Raw genomic sequence first — 19,856 nt, 5'->3', positions numbered from 1 at the left:
CGCTCAGATCGACACCACGACTGCGTCCGGTCGCATGGTGTTCGGAATCTTCGCCACCTTGGCCGAGTTCGAGCGGGATCTGATCCGAGAGCGCACCATGGCGGGTCTCGCCTCCGCGAGAGCGCGCGGTCGCAAGGGCGGACGAAAATTCGCGCTCACCAAAGCTCAGGTGCGTCTCGCGCAAGCCGCCATGGCCCAGCGCGATACTTCAGTTTCCGATCTCTGCAAGGAACTCGGCATCGAGCGCGTCACTCTCTACCGATATGTCGGTCCCAAAGGCGAGCTCAGAGACCATGGAAAGCATGTTCTCGGACTTACGTAGCAACTCGTTTCTTTTCGCAGGTTGAGCCACCTCCGCGCTTCATCAGAAAACTGAAGGAACCTCCATTGAATCGAACTAATATTTTTTTTGGTGAATCGCATTCTGACTGGTTGCCTGTCAGAGGCGGAGAATCTGGTGATTTTGTTTTTCGACGTGGTGACGGGCATGCCTTCGCGAAAATCGCACCTGCTTCCCGCCGCGGTGAGCTCGCTGGAGAGCGTGACCGCCTCATTTGGCTCAAAGGTCGAGGTGTGGCTTGCCCCGAGGTGATCAACTGGCAGGAGGAACAGGAGGGTGCATGCTTGGTGATAACGGCAATTCCGGGAGTACCGGCGGCTGATCTGTCTGGAGCGGATTTGCTCAAAGCGTGGCCGTCAATGGGGCAGCAACTTGGCGCTGTTCACAGCCTATCGGTTGATCAATGTCCGTTTGAGCGCAGGCTGTCGCGAATGTTCGGACGCGCCGTTGATGTGGTGTCCCGCAATGCCGTCAATCCCGACTTCTTACCGGACGAGGACAAGAGTACGCCGCAGCTCGATCTTTTGGCTCGTGTCGAACGAGAGCTACCGGTGCGGCTCGACCAAGAGCGCACCGATATGGTTGTTTGCCATGGTGATCCCTGCATGCCGAACTTCATGGTGGACCCTAAAACTCTTCAATGCACGGGTCTGATCGACCTTGGGCGGCTCGGAACAGCAGATCGCTATGCCGATTTGGCACTCATGATTGCTAACGCCGAAGAGAACTGGGCAGCGCCAGATGAAGCAGAGCGCGCCTTCGCTGTCCTATTCAATGTATTGGGGATCGAAGCCCCCGACCGCGAACGCCTTGCCTTCTATCTGCGATTGGACCCTCTGACTTGGGGTTGATGTTCATGCCGCCTGTTTTTCCTGCTCATTGGCACGTTTCGCAACCTGTTCTCATTGCGGACACCTTTTCCAGCCTCGTTTGGAAAGTTTCATTGCCAGACGGGACTCCTGCAATCGTCAAGGGATTGAAACCTATAGAAGACATTGCTGATGAACTGCGCGGGGCCGACTATCTGGTATGGCGCAATGGGAGGGGAGCAGTCCGGTTGCTCGGTCGTGAGAACAATCTGATGTTGCTCGAATATGCCGGGGAGCGAATGCTCTCTCACATCGTTGCCGAGCACGGCGACTACCAGGCGACCGAAATTGCAGCGGAACTAATGGCGAAGCTGTATGCCGCATCTGAGGAACCCCTGCCTTCTGCCCTTCTCCCGATCCGGGATCGCTTTGCAGCTTTGTTTCAGCGGGCGCGCGATGATCAAAACGCAGGTTGTCAAACTGACTACGTCCACGCGGCGATTATAGCCGATCAAATGATGAGCAATGCCTCGGAACTGCGTGGGCTACATGGCGATCTGCATCATGAAAACATCATGTTCTCCAGTCGCGGCTGGCTGGTGATAGATCCCGTCGGTCTGGTCGGTGAAGTGGGCTTTGGCGCCGCCAATATGTTCTACGATCCGGCTGACAGAGACGACCTTTGTCTCGATCCTAGACGCATTGCACAGATGGCGGACGCATTCTCTCGTGCGCTGGACGTCGATCCGCGTCGCCTGCTCGACCAGGCGTACGCTTATGGGTGCCTTTCCGCAGCTTGGAACGCGGATGGAGAAGAGGAGCAACGCGATCTAGCTATCGCGGCCGCGATCAAGCAGGTGCGACAGACGTCATACTAGATATCAAGCGACTTCTCCTATCCCCTGGGAACACATCAATCTTACCGGAGAATATCGTTGGCCAAAGCCTTAGCGTAGGATTTCGCCCTCTCCCGCAAACGACCCCATCTTTGCGGCGATCGTGGCCGGATAGCCGTCTTCGACAATCAGCCGAGCTAACCGGAGACGGGCACGAGGAGTGAGAAGAGCGTTCGGATGGGTCATCAATTGGCCTCCGCCGCGGTCTTCGTAAGCGCGCGTCTGGTGAGAAGCATGATGACGAGAGCGATCGCTGTCAGCACCGAAGCGACCCAAACCGGCGCGAGCAGCCCCAGCCCGGTCGCGAGCCCGAGCGCACCAAGCACGGGCCCCGCTGCAGCTCCGATATTCAATGCTGCGGTTGCGTACGAACCGCCCATCGTTGGCGCACCCGATGCTGCATACAGCACACGCGTGATCAGAGTACTGCCGACGCCGAACGACAGGAATCCCTGAACGAGGACGAGGACGATAAGCGCAACGGGATGAGATGCGACCACTGCCAACACGATCCAGCCTGTCAGCAATAGCGGTCCGCCGACTGCGAGCACGAGGCCAGGTCGTTGATCTGATAGTCGTCCTGCGATCGTGACGCCAAGGAACGATCCGATGCCGAACATCACCAGCGCGACGGACACCCACGCTTCGGCCAAGCCCGCGGTCTCGGTCACGATGGGTGCCAGGAAGGTGAATGCCGCAAAGGTCCCTCCGTTGATCAGCGCTCCGAGTGCCATGGCCAGGATGAGCCGCGGCGTCGCCAACTGGCTGAGCTCGACACGGAGCCTTGGTGAGGTCGCGCTAGTCTCGCTCCGACCAACATTGTTCGTGACGCCACGAATGACTCCAACGGCCGCGGGAATACAGAGGATGGCGATCGCCCAGAACGTCGTTCGCCAGCCCAGCGCTGTGCCGAGCAGTGCCCCGGCGGGGACGCCCACGACGGTTGCGATCGTCGTGCCGGAGAGCAGGATCGACAGTGCACGCCCCTTCTGGTTCGCTGGCACGAGGGTAGTGGCCGTGCTCAGTGCTACGGCGAGGAATCCTGCGTTTGCGAGAGCGCTGAGCACCCGGGTGATGAGCAGGAGAGAGAACACTGGTGTCATCGCTCCGATGACGTGGCTTCCCGCGAACACGAGAAGGCAAACGATCAATGTGAGCCGCGGTGGCCAACGGCGAGCGAATGCCGCCATCACTGGCGCGCCGACGACCATACCGACTGCGAATGCGGAGGTCAGCAGGCCCGCAGTGCCGACCGAGACGTCAAGTTCGGTCGCGATCGCGGGGAGCAATCCCGCGAGCATGAATTCTGAAGTGCCCATGACGAAGACCGCCAGGGCAAGCATGTAGAGGGCAAAAGGCATCGAGTACTCCGAGGTGTGAGATCAAGAAATGGTTCTTCTTGTCACCACGGCCAGCGCCCCGGGTACGCCAGACATACGCCCACACAGATCGTGGGCGTCGTAACTAGTGGTTCAAGGGGCTGGCGGTGTGACCGACAACCCCTGACCTGTCTGATTCGGGACTCGACATGCCCCAAACTCTAACATGCCTTCAAGAGAGTGTCTAATGGTTTGTGTGTGAGGGGTTTCCCTTACATGAAGGAGATAAACCATAATGGATTCTGTGGCGAAACGAGATCCAGAAGATTCCGCGAAGATTAAAGCGATCGAGCAAAGACTGCTGGCAAACCCCGAGATAGCCAAGCTAATTGACGAGCTGGGAACCACCGCGACCGACGCGAATGATTTGGTGCGCGGGCTCTTGCAGGCCTCGGTCACCCGCGGGCTAGAAGCCGAAATGGATGCTCATTTGGGCTATTCCAAAGGCGACCGGGAGGCCAAATCGGCTGGTGGTGGCGATAATTACCGCAATGGTTCGTATGTCAAAAAGGTTGATTCGAACTACGGCCCGGTCGATGTCACCGTCCCACGCGATCGCCAGGGCACATTTTTGCCGACCATGGTGCCCAAAGGCTCACGCCGGTTGACTGATGTCGATGACATGATCATTAGCTTGTATGCCGGTGGCATGACAGTGCGCGATATCCAGCATCATATGGCCACAGCGATGAGAGTTGATATCTCTCACGAGACGATTTCCGCGGTAACTGATGCGGTGCTAGATGAGGTCATGATCTGGCAAAACCGGCAGCTAGACGAGTTTTACCCAGTAATATTTCTTGACGCGCTGCGGATTAAAGTCCGCGACGGTGGACGCGTAGTCAACAAGTCCGCCTATTTGGTTATCGGCGTGGATATGGACGGTATCAAACACATCCTGGGTATCTGGTTGGCGAAAGAAGAAGGCGCCTCCTTCTGGGCTCATGTGTGCGCGAACCTGGCAAGCCGTGGAGTCCAGGACGTGTTTATTGTCTGCTGCGATGGTTTGAAAGGCCTGCCGGAAGCGGTGGAAGCAACGTGGCCGGATTCGATGGTCCAGACCTGTGTGGTGCATTTGATTCGGGCAGCAAACCGGTGGGTAGCCTACGGTGATCGCAAGGCAGTATCTGCGTCGTTGAAGAAGGTCTACACCGCCCCGGATGAAACAACCGCCAAGGCAGCGCTGGAGGAATTCGCCGACTCAGAACTGGGCCAGAAATATCCCCAATCAGTCAAGGTCTGGACGGATGCGTGGGATCGTTTCGTGCCGTTTCTGCAGTTCCCGCCGATGGCCAGGAAGGTTATCTATACGACAAACTCGATTGAGTCGATGAATAACGAGCTGCGTAAAGCCACCCGTAACCGTGTGCAGTTTACCAATGACGATTCTGCGATTAAGACGCTGTGGTTGATGATCTGCAATATCGAGGATAAACGCGCGGCCAAACGCGCGAAACAGGGCAAGAAAGCTACGGCTACCAGCGGAAGACTCATCGAAGGCAGCAAGGTCACCAACTGGAAACAAGCCATAAACCAGATGGCAGTGGCCTATCCCGAACGATTCACAAACTACCTATAAAACACTTACCCGAAAGCCCCACACACAAACAGCTTGACAGGCTCGCCTTCAATGGCAAGCGGTCTGGACAGATACTTCTTGAATCGGCACGGTGTCATTACGGGCGGGGGCCAGAACAACGTCCCTGGACATCACAGCTAGGGCACTGCGCTAGTTTACCGCTGTGATAGAGCGTGCGCAGGAAGTCGGCCAGCAGCTCCGCTGCGCGGGTGAGGTTGGCCTGGAACTGCTCCGGCTGCTCCGCCTTGTCGCGGTTGAAGGTCAGGCAGTACTCGATGCTGGTGGCCTTCGGCGTGTAGTTCACGCCGAAACCATTGGGGATGGTGGGGGCGAAAACGTAGCGGATGATGTGCGCGTCGCTGCCGATCGACGTGGTGGACAGGAAGTCCGTGCGGGCGACTTGGACGCCCGGATCCGTCAGCAGCGCCAGCGGAGCGCCGGACTGCTTCTCCGATGTGAAAGATAGCGCCCACAGGTGGCGGTCGATGCCACGGCCAGTCTTGCAGCCAATCACCCAGTTGCGGTGCGCATTTAGGGCGGCCTGCAGGGTCTCGACGGTCGGCTCGCCGGCGACGAGCTGCTTGGCGAAGGCCACGGCCTCCGGGGTGACGGCACGCAGGCATTCCGTGCGGCCGGCCTTGTACTCGCGCATATCCACGGCCTCGTACACCGCGCGGATGCGGCCGAAAGTCAGCTGCTGAGCGATGGATAGAATCAGCTGGCTCATCGCATCGGCACTGAACTTGAAAGGCAGCTCCTCCTTCGACAGCTTCGGCACCTCGATGATTTCTACGGCGTATTCGTCGCCGGTGGGAATGGAGGCGGCTGGTGCGGTGGGTGCGGCAGGCGCAGCGTTGGCACCTTCGGCAGGTGCAACCGGGGATAGCTCCAGCGGGGCGGCATCGGTTGAGCTGGCATCCGCGTCGGCGCTTGGGGCCGTAGGGGCGTCATTATCCACAGCCTCCTGCACCCGACGCACCGCCTCCACGAGCGTGGCTCCATCGACCGTCGAGTGCTCCACGTGCATGGCCGCAAAGTCGCTGGCCAGGTTGATCTCATACGTCAGCGGCTTGTACACCCAGGCGTGGCCGGGGGCGAAGGTGAGGTCGCGCAGCAGGTCGGCCTCGGTGGCCTGCGCATCGTCAATTAGGTGCAGTGCGAAAAGTTGATCGCGCAGGGTGGTTTGTGTTTCTGCGGGGAGCGGGAGCTCGGCCAGTTCCTTCGAGCCGAGGTAGGAAAGGCGAGCGTCCAGGGCGGGCGCGGCAGTCTCGCCGGTGCTGGCGGCCGTAGAACCAGTGTGCAGCGCCTCCAGGGTGGCGCGCAGCTGCTTCCGAGTAGCCAGGCGACCCTGTTCGTCCGTGATACGCAGGTCAAACACGTGGCCGTCTACGATCACGCCGATGCTGCGGGATGCGGTGCCGAGCTCGCTGAAAGTGACTTCGTCGCAGTTCGGGCGGGGGATGCGCAGCGCGCCGTTGAAGCAGCGCCACTGGTTGGCGTCCAGCGGATTGCCTCGGCCGTCGATCTCCTCCGGCATCGAACCATCGGCCTGCTTCAGGTGCACCAGCGCCAGGGCGCGCAGGATGTCCACGGCACGATCCAACCCGGTAGATTCCGTGCGCAGGTTGATCTGGAAGCCCACGTTAGAGGTGGTCTGCAGTGGCGTGCGAATGGTCAGGTAATCGCGGAGCCAGCGGTCTGCCAACCAGCTGCTGTTCGCGGCGTCGCGGTCGGCGGCGAAGGCCTCCAGGGCGGACTGCAGAGCGGAGCCCTGATTGGCCTGGAAGTCCTCGATGGCTCGCTCCGTGGCGGCCAGCGTATCGGCATCCGCGACGGCAGAGACCGCATGGCGCAGTGCGGGCAACGTGGCATCCAGCGGCGGGACGGGGAGGGGCTTGAGGTGAGCGCGATTATCCTGCATACCCCGCAGTCTACTGAGAAGCCACGGGGGTGAATGCCGGAAGAATCCGAATATTTTTAAAAGGAAAATACCCGTTCGGCAACGTGATACACATCACTCGCTTAAGGTTTGTCTTACATTCGCAAACACAGGCCCCGGTTACAAGGAGTGAAGCCATGCCGATCCAGAGCCCACAGCAGGAAATCGACATCCCGAACAGCACAATCTATGACGTACTGTTCGGCAACATCGCCGAAGAAGACCTCGGTCGCATCGCCATCACGGACGACGCCACGGGCTCGCAAACCACGTACGGGGAACTCAAGGCTCTTATTGACGCCTTCGCGGGCGCACTAGCCGAACGCGGAGTCAAGCCAGGCACGGTGGTCGGGCTGCACTGCCCGAACAGCCTCGCCTTCGCGGTCGCCTTCCACGGCATTCTCCGCGCCGGGGCGACCGTCACCACTCTGGGCTCCCTGATGAACGCCCACGACGTGGCAAAGCAACTCAAGGACTCTGGTGCAACGTATGTGCTGACGACCAAGCTGCTGGGAGAAGCGGGCGTCCAAGGTGCAGAAGAAGCAGGGATCGACCCGAGCAACATCATCGACCTCACCGACGAAGCAACCGGCCTCAAGGCACTCGTGGGGGAGGGCCGCCCCGCGCCGGAGATTAGCATCGACCCGGCGACCCACGTGGCGGTGCTGCCGTACTCGTCGGGCACCACGGGCGTGCCGAAGGGCGTGCGCCTGAGCCACCGCAACCTTGTGGCGAACATCTTGCAGATCGGCGTGCGGCTCGGCCCCAACGGCCTGGACCGCGACTCCGTGGTGATGTGCGTGCTGCCGTTCTTCCACATCTACGGCATGAATGTCCTGTTGAACTCGTGCCTGAACGTGCGCGCCCACTTGGTGACCATGCCCAGCTTCGACCTGGAGAAGTTCCTGGCAGCGCACCAGAAGCACGGCATCACGTTCAGCTTCATCGCCCCGCCGATCGCCGTGGCGCTGGCCAAGCACCAGCTGGTGGACAAGTTCGACATCGGCACCCTGGAGACGCTGCTCTCCGGTGCGGCGGCCCTGGACGCACAGCTTGCAGACGCCGTGGCCAGTCGCCTGGGCGTGCGCATCCTGCAGGGCTTCGGCATGACCGAAACCAGCCCCGTGACCAGCGTCAGCGACGTCGGAGTCACGCCGCTGGATTCCGTCGGCCTGCCGGTCTCCAACACGGAGGTGAAGATCGTGGACATCACGACAGAAGACCTCGAGGAGATCCACCCGCCCGCGAACGAGGGCGAGCGTTCCATCGAAGGTGAAATGTGGGTGCGCGGCCCGCAGGTCATGCTCGGTTACCTCAACAACGAGGCAGCCACCGCCAACACCATCACTCCTGACGGATGGCTGCGCACCGGCGACATCGCGAACCTAGACCACCTGGGCAACGCCTACGTGGTCGACCGCATGAAGGAACTGATCAAGTACAAGGGTTATCAGGTTGCCCCGGCCGAGCTAGAGGCGCTGCTGATGACCCACGAGGCCATTGCGGACGCGGCCGTGGTCGGTTACCTGCGCGAATCGGATGGCGAAGAGCTGCCGCGTGCATTCCTGGTGCTGCAGCAGGGAGTGGACCCGAACGACCCGGCCGTGAGCGCAGAGGCGCTCATGGAGTGGGTTGCCGAGCGCGTGACTCCGTACAAGAAGATCCGCATGGTCGAGTTCATCGACGCGATCCCGAAGTCCAGCACGGGCAAGATCCTGCGCAAGGATCTGAAGAACGTGCCCGTGGCAGCTAAGGCCTAGCGGCGCTAGAAATCCCAGTCATCCTCCTCCGTTGATTCCGCCCGCCCGATCACGTAGGAGGATCCGGAGCCGCTAAAGAAGTCGTGTGTTTCGTTGGAATCCGGCGCCAGGGCGGCGATGATCTCCGGCTCCGTTTTCGCCGCTTCTTCCTCGTATTGCGGTGGATACCCCAGATTCATCAGCGCCTTATCCGCGTTGTAGTGCACGAAGGCCATCACGCCGTCGATCAGCGATTTCTCGTCGGCTAAAGCTTCGCCGTACAGATCTCCGGAGTACTCCTTCTCTAACTCCAGAAGTTCCTCCACTAGTGTGAATGTGAACTCCTCGAGTTCCGCCGAGCGCTCCGGGTGGGCCTCCAGTCCTCGCTGGAATTTGTATCCCGAGTAGTACCCGTGGACGGCCTTGTCACGCAGGATCAACCGGATCATGTCGGCTGTATTCATCAGCGTGCCACGGCAGCTAAACCACAGCGGTAGGTAGAACCCGGCATATAGCAGCAGGGAAGACAGTAGCGTGGCGGCGACCTTCCGCTTGAGTGGGTCGTCCCCGTAGTAGTGCTGCATCACTGCCGTCGCTCGGCGCTGCAGGGCTGGGTTACCGATGGCCCAGGAATAGGCGGCGTTGATTTCCTCGCTGCTGCACATCGTGCTGAACACACTGCTGTAGCTGCGCGCGTGAACGGCTTGCATAAAGGCGATGTTTGCGTAGACCGCTTGTTCGTGTTCGGTGCGGGCATCCGGGATCTGGCTGATCTCACCAACGGTCGCCTGCACAGTATCCAGCAGCGTGAGCCCGGTGAATACCTTGGTGGTCAGCTCGCGTTCTGCGTCCGTCAGTGCGTTCCAGGTTGGCAGGTCGTTGGACAGCGGTACTTTCTCTGGCAGCCAGAAGTTGCTGGTCAGCCGCTGCCAGATCTCCAGGTCCTTCTGGTCGTCTAGCCGGTTCCAATTCACCGGCCGTAGCGGCCGGGCGGGGTCGTGCGGCCATTGGGGTGGGGTTTGGGAGCGCGTGAGGTAGCTCATTTTTTCCTTTCTGATTGTTCTCGATCGTGTCGTTCTGCTTGTGTCTTATTGCTCTGTCTTATGGACGCCACATCTCCCCGCCAGTCCGATCCCAGAACTCCCGGATGCCTTCCCGAACACGGGCAACATCGCGGGCTGTGCCGAGCAATTCAAAGCGATAGAGCTCCGGCACCTGGCACTTGGCGGCGATTGTTGGTCCAGCGCAGCAGTATGCCGTACCGAAATTCCTGTTTCCGCTGGTGATCACACCCCTGATGAGAGAGCGGTTATGTGAATTGTTGAGGAAGGTGATGACTTGCCTGGGCACCGCCTTCCGCGGGTCGCCTCCGCCATAGGTTGGGGTGATGAGCACATAGGGCTCGTCGACGATGAGCTCCGGCTCCTTGCGCCGCAAGGGGATGCGGCGGGCGGGAATGTCCAACTTGTCGACGAATCGGCGGGTGTTTTCGGAGGCAGAGGAGAAGTAGACGATGCGCGGCTGCGAGACCGCGATTGGTTGCATTGGGGGAGAGGTCCTTTACAGCTTGTTGCTAGTTGGAGCTGGTTGTTCGTTGGGGTGAATATCCATAAAACTAGCTCCAAAAGTTCAATGACACGAACTTTACAATAACAATGGATTGAACTTTAGTGTAGGGTGCCTGATGTATCCAATTTCACACCGCGCACGCGGCTGCGTAGCGCGGAATACGCCAGAGAGAAGAAAGGAAAGAGCTCATGGCGAAGCTAACCCAAGAAATGAAAGACATGATCGATGCACAGCTGCCGTACCTGGCGACTGTGACCGACGGCGAGACTCTACTGCCGGACATCGGTCCGAAGCGCAGCTTGCGCGTGTGGGATGACGAGACGTTGATCTATAACGAAAACACTGGCCGGCAACACCTGGAAAACCTACGGGCCGGTTCAAAGGCCGCTGTGGCGGTCGTGGATTGGGCAGAGCTAGACGGGTACCGGTTTATCGGTCCAGCAGAACTGTTCCACGAAGGGCCGGTGTGGGACGCGGCGGTGAAGTTCGCCGAGGAAAAGGGGCACAACCCACCGAAGATGGCGGTGCTGATCCACATTGAGCAGATCTACACCCTCATGCTCGGCAAGAATGCTGGCCGGTTGTTGGCCAGCGATGACGAGTCCCTGATGGTGGACTAGGGGAGTGTTGCGGCTACAGCCCGTATTCGCGGGCCGTAACCGCCGCCTGGTTAACGATCCACTCCACCATCTCCTGCGTCGGGGCGCCGGAAATGGCCTGGTTGGAGGGGTTATTCATAACGCGGCGCACCACGCCCTCCACGATGATGGCGACCTTCCACAGGCCCAACACGTGCCAGTAGGCCAGTGCCTGCCGGTCGCGGTCGGAATCCTTCCCGGCCTTCTGCAGGTAGCGCTCCGCCAGCGCCTCCGGGCTGGGGAAACCGTCGGCCAGCGCGGCCTCGAAGCCAGGCAGCTGCAGACCATTCTTGACCGGCCAATACGCCATCAGGGAGCCGATGTCCGACAGCGGGTCGCCGAGCGTCGTCAATTCCCAATCCACCACCGCGTTGATCTTTCCGGTATCCGGGTCCGCAATGATGTTGCCGATGTGCAGGTCACCGTGGACCAGCACGGTCTCGTCCTGCTCCGGGATCTTTGCCACCAGCAGCTGCGTCAGTTCGTCCAGCGCCGGCAGCTCGCGGGTCTTCGTCTTATCCCACTGGCCCGTCCAGCGCCGTAGCTGCCGTGGGGCGTAGGGCTTGTGGGACGCCAAGTCGTCCAAACCCACCGACTTCAGATCCACGCTGTGGATCGCCGCCATCGCGTCGATCAGCCCGTCGGCGATCTTGCCGCGCACCTCGGGCGAAATGCTGTCCGCAACCTTCATGGAGTTGACGGTCACACCGTCGATGGCGGACATGGCGATCACCGGCACGTCGGCTACCTGCTCGCTGCCTTCGCCGTGAGCTTCACCGCGGCTTGCACGGCGGCTTTCCTCCCAGTCCGTCGAGCTGCCGTAGATCTTTGGCACCGGCACATCCGTGTTCTCTAGTGCTGCCATGATCTTGCCCTCGCGGACCACATCGTGAGCGCTGGCGGTCAGCGTGCCCAATGGCGGACGGCGCACAACCACGCGCTTGCCCTGGGAATCCGTGGCCAGGTACGTCAGGTTCGATTGCCCCGCGCCGATGCGCTGCAGGGAGATGCCGTCCGCGCCGCCTTCCAGTCCGGCTACGTCGTGCAGCCAGCTGGCCAGGTGGGCGTCAGAAAAAGGGCTAGAGTTACTTGTCACGGTACTTCCTCAATTCTGCTCGGGCGATGGTCATGCGGTGCACCTCATCCGGGCCGTCGGCCAAGCGCAGGGTGCGCAGGCCCGCCCACATGGCGGCCAGGGGAGTGTCGTCGGTGACACCCTCCCCGCCGTGTACCTGAATAGCCTGATCAACGATCCGCAGTGCCATCGCTGGGGCGGCCACCTTGATGGCGGCGATCTCCTGGCGGGCGGCCTTGTTTCCCACCGTGTCCATCATCCAGGCGGCCTTCATGGTCAGCAGGCGCGCCTGCTCGATGTCGATGCGGGCCTGGGCGATCTGGTCGCGGATGTTGTCGCGATTGGCCAAAGGCTTGCCGAAGGCGGTGCGGGACATAGCGCGGGTGCACATGAGCTCCAGGGCGCGCTCGGCCATTCCGATGGCGCGCATGCAGTGGTGGATGCGGCCCGGCCCCAGGCGATCCTGGGAGATCTTAAAGCCCATGCCCTCGCCGCCGAGGATGTCCTTATCCGGCACGAAGACATCCTTGAATTGGACCTCCGCGTGGCCTTCGCGGTCGTGGTAGCCGAACACCGGCAGGTTGCGCACGATCGTCACACCAGGCGCGTCCGCGGGGACGGCGAGCATGGACTGCTGGCGGTGGACCTCCGCATCCGGGCTGGTCTTGCCCATCACGATCATCACCTTCAGGTGCGGGTGCATGCCGTTGGAGGTGAACCACTTGCGGCCGTTGAGCACGTAGCCGCCGTCGGTGCGTTCCATGCTCATGCGCACGTTGGTGGCATCGCTGGAAGCCACGCCCGGCTCCGTCATTGCAAATGCGGAGCGGATTTCGCCTTTGAGCAGGGGTTCCAGGTACTTCTCCCGGTGCTCGTCGGTGCCGTAGAGTTCGAAGACCTCCATGTTTCCGGTGTCCGGTGCGTTGCAGTTGCAGGCCTCTGGTGCGAGGTGCATGGACCGGCCCATGATCTCCGCCAGGGGCGCGTATTCGGCATTGGTCAGGCCGGGGCGGTTGCTGTCGGCTCCGCCTGCGCTGTCAGCTCCGCCAGCTCCGAGGTGAGGGTGGAAGAGGTTCCACAGGCCGCGCTTCTTCGCCTCGGCCTTCAGCTCGTCGAGGATGGCGGGGAAGTGGTGCGGGTCGCCGGATTCGCGCATCTGCTGCTCGTACACGGCTTCGGCTGGGTAGATGCACTCGTCCATGAATTCGGTGAGCTTGCCTTGGTACTCCAAGGACCGTTCGCTGTGCTGGAAATCCACTGTTTTTACCTTTCGACGCCAGATTGTCCGCCAGCGGGCTTATCCTTAGCGCTGGAATTTCCGGGGGTGGTCACGTCGATGGTCTTGTTGCCCACGAGCATTCCGCCGTCGACTACGAGGTTCTCACCGGTGAGCCAGGAGCTGGTGGGTGCCGCCAGGAATGCGATGGCATCGGCGATGTCCTCTGGCTCGCCGATGCGGCCAGCGGGGATCAGGGTGGAGGTGGAGTCTTCGTTCTCCTTCCACAGCGCTTCCGAGAGCTTGGTGCGGACCACGCCGGGAGAGATGCTGTTTACGCGGATGCGTGGAGCGAGTTCGCGGGCCATCTGCTTGGTCAGGTGCAGCAGGGCGGCCTTGGAGGCGTTGTACACGCCGATGTAGTCCTCCATGGACAGGGCGCCGATGCTGGAGACGTTCACGACCGCGCCGGCGGGGCCGCGGTCAGCGGTGTAAGTGCCGGCAGCCTTACCGAGGCCTGCCTCGATGGCGGCACTGGTCCAGATGACTGGCCCGATGGTGTTGATCTGGAAGACCTTCGTCATGATTTCCGCGGACTGCTTGTGCACGGGGCCGAAGGCGGGGTTCGTGCCCGCGTTGTTGATGAGTACATCTAGACGACCGAATTCCTCGACCGCTTGGGTGCAGGCCTTCTTCGCTGCCTCCGGGTCCGCAACGTGGGCGGCGATGCCGATCACGCGACCCGCGTCCGGGTTTTGCTCTCGGGCGGCTGCCTGCAGTTCCTCGGCGGCAGGGACGACGGTCTCTGGCTTGCGGCCGGTGATGACCACGTTCGCGCCACTGGCTGCGAGCTGTAGTGCGGTGGCGTGCCCGATGCCTCGGGTGCCGCCGGTGACGATGGCGGTCAGCCCGGCGTAGTCGTATTTACTCATTCAAGGGTCCTTAGCGGGTGTTGGGTACGGGATTTGAGTAGGGATGATGGGATTGAGTTGTGACTCGCATCATAAGCAGATGGCGGGCTGCAAAAATGAAGGATCGCAAAACTAAGGAAATTTGGGTCTAAGTGAGGGAGACTGGCCTGAGGTTTAAAAAGTTTGGAGTTCTAGAAAATGGGGATTTTGTACCTGGTTCGCCATGGGCAGGCGAACTCTGGCGGCTTGCACACCAGCGATGTCGCAGACGGCGCGATGGAGGAAACCTACGACCGCCTGACACCCCTCGGGCACGAGCAGGCCGCGGCGACCGGCCGCAGCTTGGCCGCGCGCATTGGTGGGGTAGTCCGGGGTGCTCGCGGGAGCGCAGCGCGGGAGAGCGCCGCAGGCGAGGGCGCAGCGCGGCCGGTGGTGCTGTCCGGACCGCTCGCTCGGCAGCTCAGCACGGCCGAAGGTGTTCATGCGGAGCTGGAGGCTGCTGGCCTGGAACCGCAGGCCATTCGCAGCGTGGAGCAGTGGCGCGAGTTTAGCTCCGACGACGTGCTGGCCCCCTACTTCCGCGCTCACCCCGACAAGCTCGCGGAGATCCGCCGGGCCTACGAAGCCGCGCGCGATAACCCCCGGGGGATGAAGGAGCACAACCGCCTGCTCGGCCGTGCCATCGACGCGGCCCTGCGCGAGTGGCGCTCCACCCCGGCATTCGACTCTTTCGCCGCGCAGGTCAGGCAAGGTTTTTCGGACGCCACCTCGCTTGCCGCAGGCGATCAACCAGTCGTGGTGGTTACCTCCGGCGGGCCGATCTCCATATGCGCGGCGGAGCTCATTGGTGACGATTGGACGCGGCTGATCAATAACATCTTCACCGCTTCGGTGAGCGTGTTTAGCGTCCGGAGTGTGGGCAAAGCTCAGCTGCTGAGCTTCAACGAGCACGCGCACCTGGACATTCCGGACGCATCGGGGAGCCGCCCGCTGCGCCGCTATCGTTAGAGACGGCGCCGGCTAGGGGATTCCGGCTAGGGGGCGCCGGGTTTGCCTTATAGCTCCCCGGGTTTCGTGTCCTCCATGCCGACCATGCGGAAAGTCATGAGGCTCAGAGTCTTGATCGTGCGCTCCACAATCTCGTCACGGTTTTCATCGGTGACCTCGTAGAAGCCCTGAATAAAAGTGGCATGGCAGAAGCGGGTGAACATCGCAGCAATAGCGGCAGCGGTGTACTCCACATCCTCCAGCGGCGGAATCATGTTTTTAGCAATCATCGCCTCCAGCATCCGGCGGTTGCGGCCAACCATCTGCTTAGCGATCTGCATCTGTCGATCCGCGAGTTCCGGGCTGAACTGGGAAGATTGCGCAACCAGGTTCATAGCCCCTGCGTTGTTCGCGTAGAAGCGCACGAACTCACGGTTGCTGTGGATCACCGTAGCGCGGGCGTCATCAATACTTAGCAAGCTATCGTCGAGCGTGGGGTTCAGATCTTCCTCGACGCTGGCTAGCACGTTCATGAGGAGGTCCTGGCGGTCCTCGAAATACGTGTATAGGGTGCCGACAGAACAGCCGGCCACCTCCGCAATCTTCGTCAGCTTAGTGTGGTGGTAACCATCGGTGGTGAACACCTTGCGGGCGGCATCTAGGATATCTGCGCGACGGGCCGCAGCTTTTGGAGAGAGTGATTCTTTTGAGTGAGTAGCTGCGGTGCCACGTGGGTAATTATTTGAAGCTTCTAGCGAGCTTCCATTGTCGTGGGCCATAGGCTTCATTGTATAAGACTTAAACCCTATTAACTAAACAATAATGAAAGATTTTCGGACTTCGATGAGTCAAGATTTAAACTCGGCGAAAACAGAAAAACCGCGCGTTGTTGCGGATGTAGATACGGGGATTGACGACAGTCTGGCGCTGATCTATCTGGCTGGTCTGCATTCCGCCGGGGAGATTGATTTAGCGGTCACGACCAGCGCGGGGAATACGACCGTGCGGCAGGCGGCGGTGAATTCCGCGGAGGTTCTGCGGCTGGCTGGGGCGGCGGAGGTGCCCGCGGTGGCGGGGGCACGGGCGCCACTGAAGGTTCCATTGACGACTACTCCGGAAACGCACGGAGAAAAAGGTTTAGGTTATTATTTACCTCTGGATAAGGGGGTTGTGACAGGCGCAGCTGAGAGTGCGCGGGCAGCGGTGGATGCGTGGCGTGGGGCGTCGCACATTCTGATTGCTGGTCCGGCTACGAACCTTGCCTGGGCGTTGCGGCATGCGCCGGAGGTTTTGGCCGGCAATTGGGAAAGCGAGGCAGGGGGTGGCACGGCTAGAGGTGGCGCGGCTGGAGCCGAGATAGCCCTGATGACCGGTGCCTTTAACTACCCTGGCAACACCACGCCGACGGCGGAGTGGAATGCCTGGGTCGACCCCCACGCGCTGAAGGAAGTTTTCGCCGCTCCCGCCATCACTCCTGCGTCCGCCGATGCTCCCGCCTCCACCCGCCCGCTGCCGACGATCTGCCCGCTTAACGTCACCGAGCAAGTCCTGCTCTATCCCGAACGTTTGCGCAGGTGGCAGCAAGCGCTGCGCCCCACGCGCCCAGAATTGGCGACCCTCCTCGGCGACGCCCTCCGCTTCTACTTCGAATTCCACCAGTCGGTCGGCGTGGGCTATTGTGCGCAGATCCACGACCTCGCCGCGGCCATGGTGATGTTGCGGCGCGTTCCTTGTTCTTTTTATGACGCCACCGTGGACGTCGAAGCCGACTCTTCCCTCATGCGCGGCACTACCGTGGCTGACCGAGTTGCGGAGGTTTCCGCCAGTGAAGGTGCTGTGACCAGTGGGGGAGCAGAGGCGCGCGGCGCGTACTGGGATCGCCCGGCGAATGCCCGGATTCTCGAGTCCCTGGACCCGGCCGATGTTTTCGCAGAATTCGAGCGGGTGGTGTGCGGACGGCGTTTGGAGCCGGAGGGGGGCTGAATTGGCTTGGAAAAGCAAAAGCACCGCGCCGGGACTTCGAAAAGTCTCCGACGCGGCGCAGCTAACCAGTGGCCAGGTAGCTGAAGTGGTCAGCCTGCGGGGCGTTAGACGTAACTAGACGCGCTCGCGAGCCTTCTTAGCGGCAGCCACCAGAACCTCCAGGGAGGCAGTGGTCTCTTCCCAGCCACGGGTCTTCAGGCCACAGTCCGGGTTAACCCACAGCAAGGAAGGATCCACGGAATCCAGGGCGGCGGACAGCAGGTCATCGACCTCCTGCTGCTTCGGCACGCGCGGGGAGTGAATGTCCCACACGCCCGGGCCAACGCCCAGCTCGTAGCCCTCGTCCTTCAGCGCAGCCAGAACCTGCATGCCGTTGCGGGCGGCCTCGATGGAGGTCACGTCGGCGTCCAGGTTGGAGACCGTGTCGATCAGCTCGTTGAACTCGGAGTAGCACATGTGGGTGTGGATCTGCACCTTGTTCTCCGCGCCGGAGGTAGCCAGGCGGAAGGAGCCAACGGCCCACTTCAGGTAGTCCGGCTGCTGCTCCTTGCGCAGCGGCAGCAGCTCGCGGATGGCGGGCTCGTCCACCTGCACCACGCGGGCGCCAGCGGCGATCAGGTCGTCGATCTCGTCGCGCAGAGCCAGCGCAACCTGGTCGGCGGTCTCGCCCAGCGGCTGATCGTCACGCACGAAGGACCAAGCCAGCATGGTCACCGGGCCGGTCAGCATGCCCTTGACCGGCTTGTCGGTCAGGTCGGCTGCAACCTTGTACCAGTCGACGGTCATGGCGTGCGGGCGGGAAACGTCACCGAAGATGATCGGCGGACGCACGCAGCGGGAGCCGTAGGACTGCACCCAAGCGTGCTCGGTGGACAGGTAGCCGTCCAGCTGCTCGGAAAAGTACTGCACCATGTCGTTACGCTCCGGCTCGCCGTGCACCAGCACGTCCAGGCCCAGCTCTTCCTGGCGCTTGATAACGTCCGCGACCTCGTCCTTCATCGCCTGGGTGTAGGCTGCGTCGTCGATCTCGCCCTTGCGGTGCTTCGCACGCGCCTGGCGGATCTCCGTCGTCTGCGGGAAGGAGCCGATGGTGGTGGTCGGCAGCGGCGGCAGGTTCAGCTCTGCCTTCTGTGCCTCGCGGCGGGCCTCGATGGAGTCGCGGCGACGGTCGGCGTCGGTCACGGCATCCTGGCGCTCGCGCACGGCGGCGTTGTGGGTCAGGGTGGAGTTCTTGCGGTCCTCGATGGCCTCACGGGTCTCGGCGAACAGCTGCTCGTCGGCCTCGGTCTGCTCACCGCGCAGGGTGCGGGACAGGGCAGCGACCTCGCGGATCTTCTCGGAGCCGAAGGCCAGCCACTTCTGTACCTCGGGGTTCAGGTTCTGCTCGCGCTGCAGAGAGTAAGGCACGTGCAGCAGGGAGCAGCTCGTGGAGACGGCAACCGGGCCGCGCTCCTTCAGACCCTGCAGGGTCTTCAGCGCTGCGTCCAAGTCGGTGCGCCAGACGTTGTGGCCATCCACAACACCAGCAGCCAGCAGCTCCTTGCCGGTCCAGGCAGGCAGTTCGGCGGCAGCAGCGCCACCGGTGACCAGGTCCACGCCGAAGGTAGCCACACCGGAGCCGCTCAGCAGCTCGATGGCTGCGTTGCCGTCGCCGAAGTAGGTCTGGATAAGGAGGTTGACGCCCTCATCGCCAGCGCCCGCAGCCTCAACCAGCTTCTCGTAGCCAGCGCGGGTGCGCTTCAGCAGATCCTCGTTGGCGGCTGCATCAGCGTAAGCGAAGTCGGTGACCAGGATCGGCTCGTCGAACTGTACCCACTTCACGCCGCGGTCCGCGATGCGCTTGAGTAGGCGGGAGTAGGCGTCAAAAATTTCCTCGAGGTGAGCGAAGGCATCAGAACCATCGACGGTGCGGGACAGCGCCAGGTACGTCAGCGGGCCAACCAGCACGGGGCGAACGGCCTCGCCTGCGCGGGTGACCTGGTCGCGGATGTCCTCGAGAAATGCGGAATCGTCCAGCTCTACGCGGGAGTCCTTGGCCAGCTCCGGGACGATGTAGTGGTAGTTAGTGTCGAACCACTTCGTCATTGCGGAGGCCGGCAGCTCCTTGGTGCCGCGGGCGGCGGCGAAGTAGCGGTCGATGAAGCGCGGCAGGCCGTCGTTGTCGTGATCCGCGATGTCGGCGACGCGCTCGGGCAGCAGGCCCAGCAGGGCGGTGGTGTCCAGCACTGCGTCGTAGAAGGAGCGGCCAGAGAAGGCTGCGGAATCCAGGCCAGCGGCCAGCAGCTCGTCGGTGTAGTTGTTGACCAGGCGAGTTGCGGTGGTAGCCAGGTTGCGGCCGGTGGAGCTATCGCGCCAGTAGCCCTCGAGAGCCTTCTTTAGCTCGCGGTCGGGTCCGATGCGCGGCACCCCGGTGACGGTTGCGTTGAAAGTCATTGTCTTTCCTGTCTTCCTTTTCCTATCGACCCCGCCGGGCGGGGCTGTGTCTAGCTGTAAAGCTGTATGGAATTCTTGCCAGTGCGGTTCCCGCGCGGGTGCGCCTTTCCCGGGGCTCCAGAAGGCGCACACAAGTGGCGAGGCATTGCCTTCGCCGGTGCGTGGGTCGCTTGCTCAACCATTTAAGAATAGACAGCTTAGTCTGTCAACTAGGTCACTTAGATCTGGGTTCCAGAACCCCCGCCCCCGTATCCGAAAACCCACCGAGCCGCCCCGCCGAAAGCCCTGCGATTTGTGCATCGGGTCCGCAGGCTGTAAGCATTTAACCAACATCAAAACCACTGGCCACGCGGGGTGATGCGC

At 61.6% G+C, this 19,856-nt stretch carries 17 protein-coding genes and 1 pseudogene; 8 read left to right on the top strand and 10 right to left on the bottom strand.

Annotated features, from left to right (window positions below; genetic code table 11):
* The 3 genes from QKE30_RS05790 to QKE30_RS05780 form a co-directional block, all read left to right on the top strand.
* The coding region (locus QKE30_RS05790) for a recombinase family protein (protein ID WP_034975116.1) at positions 1 to 322 on the top strand (322 nt) is incomplete at its 5' end.
* 65 nt (positions 323 to 387) lie between these two features.
* Positions 388 to 1,191, top strand: coding sequence for an aminoglycoside O-phosphotransferase APH(3'')-Ib (gene aph(3'')-Ib, locus QKE30_RS05785; RefSeq protein ID WP_001082319.1), 804 nt, complete (start codon positions 388 to 390; stop codon positions 1,189 to 1,191).
* The gene (locus tag QKE30_RS05780; RefSeq protein WP_000480968.1) at positions 1,191 to 2,027 is read left to right on the top strand and encodes an aminoglycoside O-phosphotransferase APH(6)-Id; all 837 of its coding nucleotides are present in this window, start codon (positions 1,191 to 1,193) and stop codon (positions 2,025 to 2,027) included. The genes aph(3'')-Ib and QKE30_RS05780 overlap by 1 nt, the downstream gene beginning before the upstream one ends.
* 105 nt (positions 2,028 to 2,132) lie before the next feature.
* Here the strand turns inward: QKE30_RS05780 and QKE30_RS05775 are convergent.
* A pseudogene (locus QKE30_RS05775) lies at positions 2,133 to 2,231 on the bottom strand (IS481 family transposase); the annotation flags it as partial.
* Complete coding sequence (cmx, locus tag QKE30_RS05770) at positions 2,231 to 3,406, bottom strand: chloramphenicol efflux MFS transporter Cmx (protein WP_005297378.1); 1,176 nt, start codon at positions 3,404 to 3,406, stop codon at positions 2,231 to 2,233. The pseudogene QKE30_RS05775 and the gene cmx, both read right to left, overlap by 1 nt.
* A 253-nt stretch (positions 3,407 to 3,659) precedes the next feature.
* On the opposite strand from cmx, the gene QKE30_RS05765 reads away from it, so the two are divergent.
* Positions 3,660 to 5,003, top strand: coding sequence for an IS256 family transposase (locus tag QKE30_RS05765; RefSeq protein WP_347934319.1), 1,344 nt, complete (start codon positions 3,660 to 3,662; stop codon positions 5,001 to 5,003).
* Positions 5,004 to 5,100: 97 nt separating this feature from the next.
* Here QKE30_RS05765 and QKE30_RS05760 read toward each other — a convergent pair whose 3' ends face one another.
* Complete coding sequence (locus tag QKE30_RS05760) at positions 5,101 to 6,924, bottom strand: choline/carnitine O-acyltransferase (protein WP_347934318.1); 1,824 nt, start codon at positions 6,922 to 6,924, stop codon at positions 5,101 to 5,103.
* A gap of 155 nt (positions 6,925 to 7,079) precedes the next feature.
* On the opposite strand from QKE30_RS05760, the gene QKE30_RS05755 reads away from it, so the two are divergent.
* Entirely contained in the window at positions 7,080 to 8,702 is a 1,623-nt protein-coding gene (locus QKE30_RS05755; RefSeq protein WP_347934317.1) for an AMP-binding protein, read from the top strand.
* A 5-nt stretch (positions 8,703 to 8,707) separates the two neighbouring features.
* On the opposite strand, the gene nrdF is transcribed toward QKE30_RS05755, so the two are convergent.
* Positions 8,708 to 9,724 (bottom strand): class 1b ribonucleoside-diphosphate reductase subunit beta, encoded by a 1,017-nt coding sequence (nrdF, locus tag QKE30_RS05750; protein ID WP_347934316.1) that lies wholly within the window; start codon positions 9,722 to 9,724, stop codon positions 8,708 to 8,710.
* Positions 9,725 to 9,782: 58 nt separating this feature from the next.
* Positions 9,783 to 10,226 (bottom strand): class Ib ribonucleoside-diphosphate reductase assembly flavoprotein NrdI, encoded by a 444-nt coding sequence (nrdI, locus tag QKE30_RS05745; RefSeq protein WP_049049907.1) that lies wholly within the window; start codon positions 10,224 to 10,226, stop codon positions 9,783 to 9,785.
* Positions 10,227 to 10,438: 212 nt separating this feature from the next.
* On the opposite strand from nrdI, the gene QKE30_RS05740 reads away from it, so the two are divergent.
* On the top strand, positions 10,439 to 10,870 hold the full coding sequence (locus QKE30_RS05740; protein ID WP_005296999.1) for a pyridoxamine 5'-phosphate oxidase family protein: 432 nt from the start codon (positions 10,439 to 10,441) through the stop codon (positions 10,868 to 10,870).
* A gap of 13 nt (positions 10,871 to 10,883) precedes the next feature.
* Here the strand turns inward: QKE30_RS05740 and QKE30_RS05735 are convergent, their stop codons facing one another.
* The 3 genes from QKE30_RS05735 to QKE30_RS05725 are packed head-to-tail and all read right to left on the bottom strand — an operon-like array spanning position 10,884 to position 14,111.
* A complete protein-coding gene (locus QKE30_RS05735; RefSeq protein ID WP_049049906.1) occupies positions 10,884 to 11,984 on the bottom strand; it encodes a phosphotransferase family protein in 1,101 nt (366 codons plus the stop codon).
* On the bottom strand, positions 11,974 to 13,221 hold the full coding sequence (locus tag QKE30_RS05730; RefSeq protein WP_347934315.1) for an acyl-CoA dehydrogenase family protein: 1,248 nt from the start codon (positions 13,219 to 13,221) through the stop codon (positions 11,974 to 11,976). The genes QKE30_RS05735 and QKE30_RS05730 overlap by 11 nt, the downstream gene beginning before the upstream one ends.
* A 5-nt stretch (positions 13,222 to 13,226) precedes the next feature.
* Entirely contained in the window at positions 13,227 to 14,111 is an 885-nt protein-coding gene (locus QKE30_RS05725) for an SDR family oxidoreductase (protein WP_347934314.1), read from the bottom strand.
* 177 nt (positions 14,112 to 14,288) lie between these two features.
* Here QKE30_RS05725 and QKE30_RS05720 point away from each other — a divergent pair, with 177 nt between their 5' ends.
* A complete protein-coding gene (locus QKE30_RS05720) occupies positions 14,289 to 15,098 on the top strand; it encodes a phosphoglycerate mutase family protein (RefSeq protein ID WP_347934313.1) in 810 nt (269 codons plus the stop codon).
* Between the two features lie 47 nt (positions 15,099 to 15,145).
* Here QKE30_RS05720 and QKE30_RS05715 read toward each other — a convergent pair whose 3' ends face one another.
* Positions 15,146 to 15,856: a TetR/AcrR family transcriptional regulator gene (locus QKE30_RS05715; protein WP_347934312.1), complete on the bottom strand. Its 711-nt coding sequence runs from the start codon at positions 15,854 to 15,856 to the stop codon at positions 15,146 to 15,148.
* A 64-nt stretch (positions 15,857 to 15,920) separates the two neighbouring features.
* Between QKE30_RS05715 and QKE30_RS05710 the strand changes: the two genes are divergently transcribed.
* The gene (locus QKE30_RS05710) at positions 15,921 to 17,060 is read left to right on the top strand and encodes a nucleoside hydrolase (RefSeq protein WP_239200652.1); all 1,140 of its coding nucleotides are present in this window, start codon (positions 15,921 to 15,923) and stop codon (positions 17,058 to 17,060) included.
* 114 nt (positions 17,061 to 17,174) lie between these two features.
* On the opposite strand, the gene metE is transcribed toward QKE30_RS05710, so the two are convergent.
* Positions 17,175 to 19,493: a 5-methyltetrahydropteroyltriglutamate--homocysteine S-methyltransferase gene (metE, locus tag QKE30_RS05705; protein WP_347934311.1), complete on the bottom strand. Its 2,319-nt coding sequence runs from the start codon at positions 19,491 to 19,493 to the stop codon at positions 17,175 to 17,177.
* Positions 19,494 to 19,856 lie beyond the last annotated feature (363 nt).

It is taken from the genome of Corynebacterium sp. c24Ua_83, assembly GCF_039907245.1.
Classification (GTDB): domain Bacteria; phylum Actinomycetota; class Actinomycetes; order Mycobacteriales; family Mycobacteriaceae; genus Corynebacterium.
Note: the sequence above shows the minus strand (reverse complement) of the source record. Positions and strands in the feature narration are given on the sequence as shown.

Coding starts and splice junctions, on each gene's coding strand:
- QKE30_RS05780 (WP_000480968.1), top strand. CDS start 1,191: ATGTTCATGCCGCCTGTTTTTCCTGCTCATTGGCACGTTTCGCAACCT.
- QKE30_RS05710 (WP_239200652.1), top strand. CDS start 15,921: ATGAGTCAAGATTTAAACTCGGCGAAAACAGAAAAACCGCGCGTTGTT.
- QKE30_RS05725 (WP_347934314.1), bottom strand. CDS start 14,111: ATGAGTAAATACGACTACGCCGGGCTGACCGCCATCGTCACCGGCGGC.
- nrdI (WP_049049907.1), bottom strand. CDS start 10,226: ATGCAACCAATCGCGGTCTCGCAGCCGCGCATCGTCTACTTCTCCTCT.
- QKE30_RS05765 (WP_347934319.1), top strand. CDS start 3,660: ATGGATTCTGTGGCGAAACGAGATCCAGAAGATTCCGCGAAGATTAAA.
- QKE30_RS05740 (WP_005296999.1), top strand. CDS start 10,439: ATGGCGAAGCTAACCCAAGAAATGAAAGACATGATCGATGCACAGCTG.
- QKE30_RS05720 (WP_347934313.1), top strand. CDS start 14,289: ATGGGGATTTTGTACCTGGTTCGCCATGGGCAGGCGAACTCTGGCGGC.
- QKE30_RS05715 (WP_347934312.1), bottom strand. CDS start 15,856: ATGGCCCACGACAATGGAAGCTCGCTAGAAGCTTCAAATAATTACCCA.
- metE (WP_347934311.1), bottom strand. CDS start 19,493: ATGACTTTCAACGCAACCGTCACCGGGGTGCCGCGCATCGGACCCGAC.
- cmx (WP_005297378.1), bottom strand. CDS start 3,406: ATGCCTTTTGCCCTCTACATGCTTGCCCTGGCGGTCTTCGTCATGGGC.
- QKE30_RS05760 (WP_347934318.1), bottom strand. CDS start 6,924: ATGCAGGATAATCGCGCTCACCTCAAGCCCCTCCCCGTCCCGCCGCTG.
- nrdF (WP_347934316.1), bottom strand. CDS start 9,724: ATGAGCTACCTCACGCGCTCCCAAACCCCACCCCAATGGCCGCACGAC.
- QKE30_RS05755 (WP_347934317.1), top strand. CDS start 7,080: ATGCCGATCCAGAGCCCACAGCAGGAAATCGACATCCCGAACAGCACA.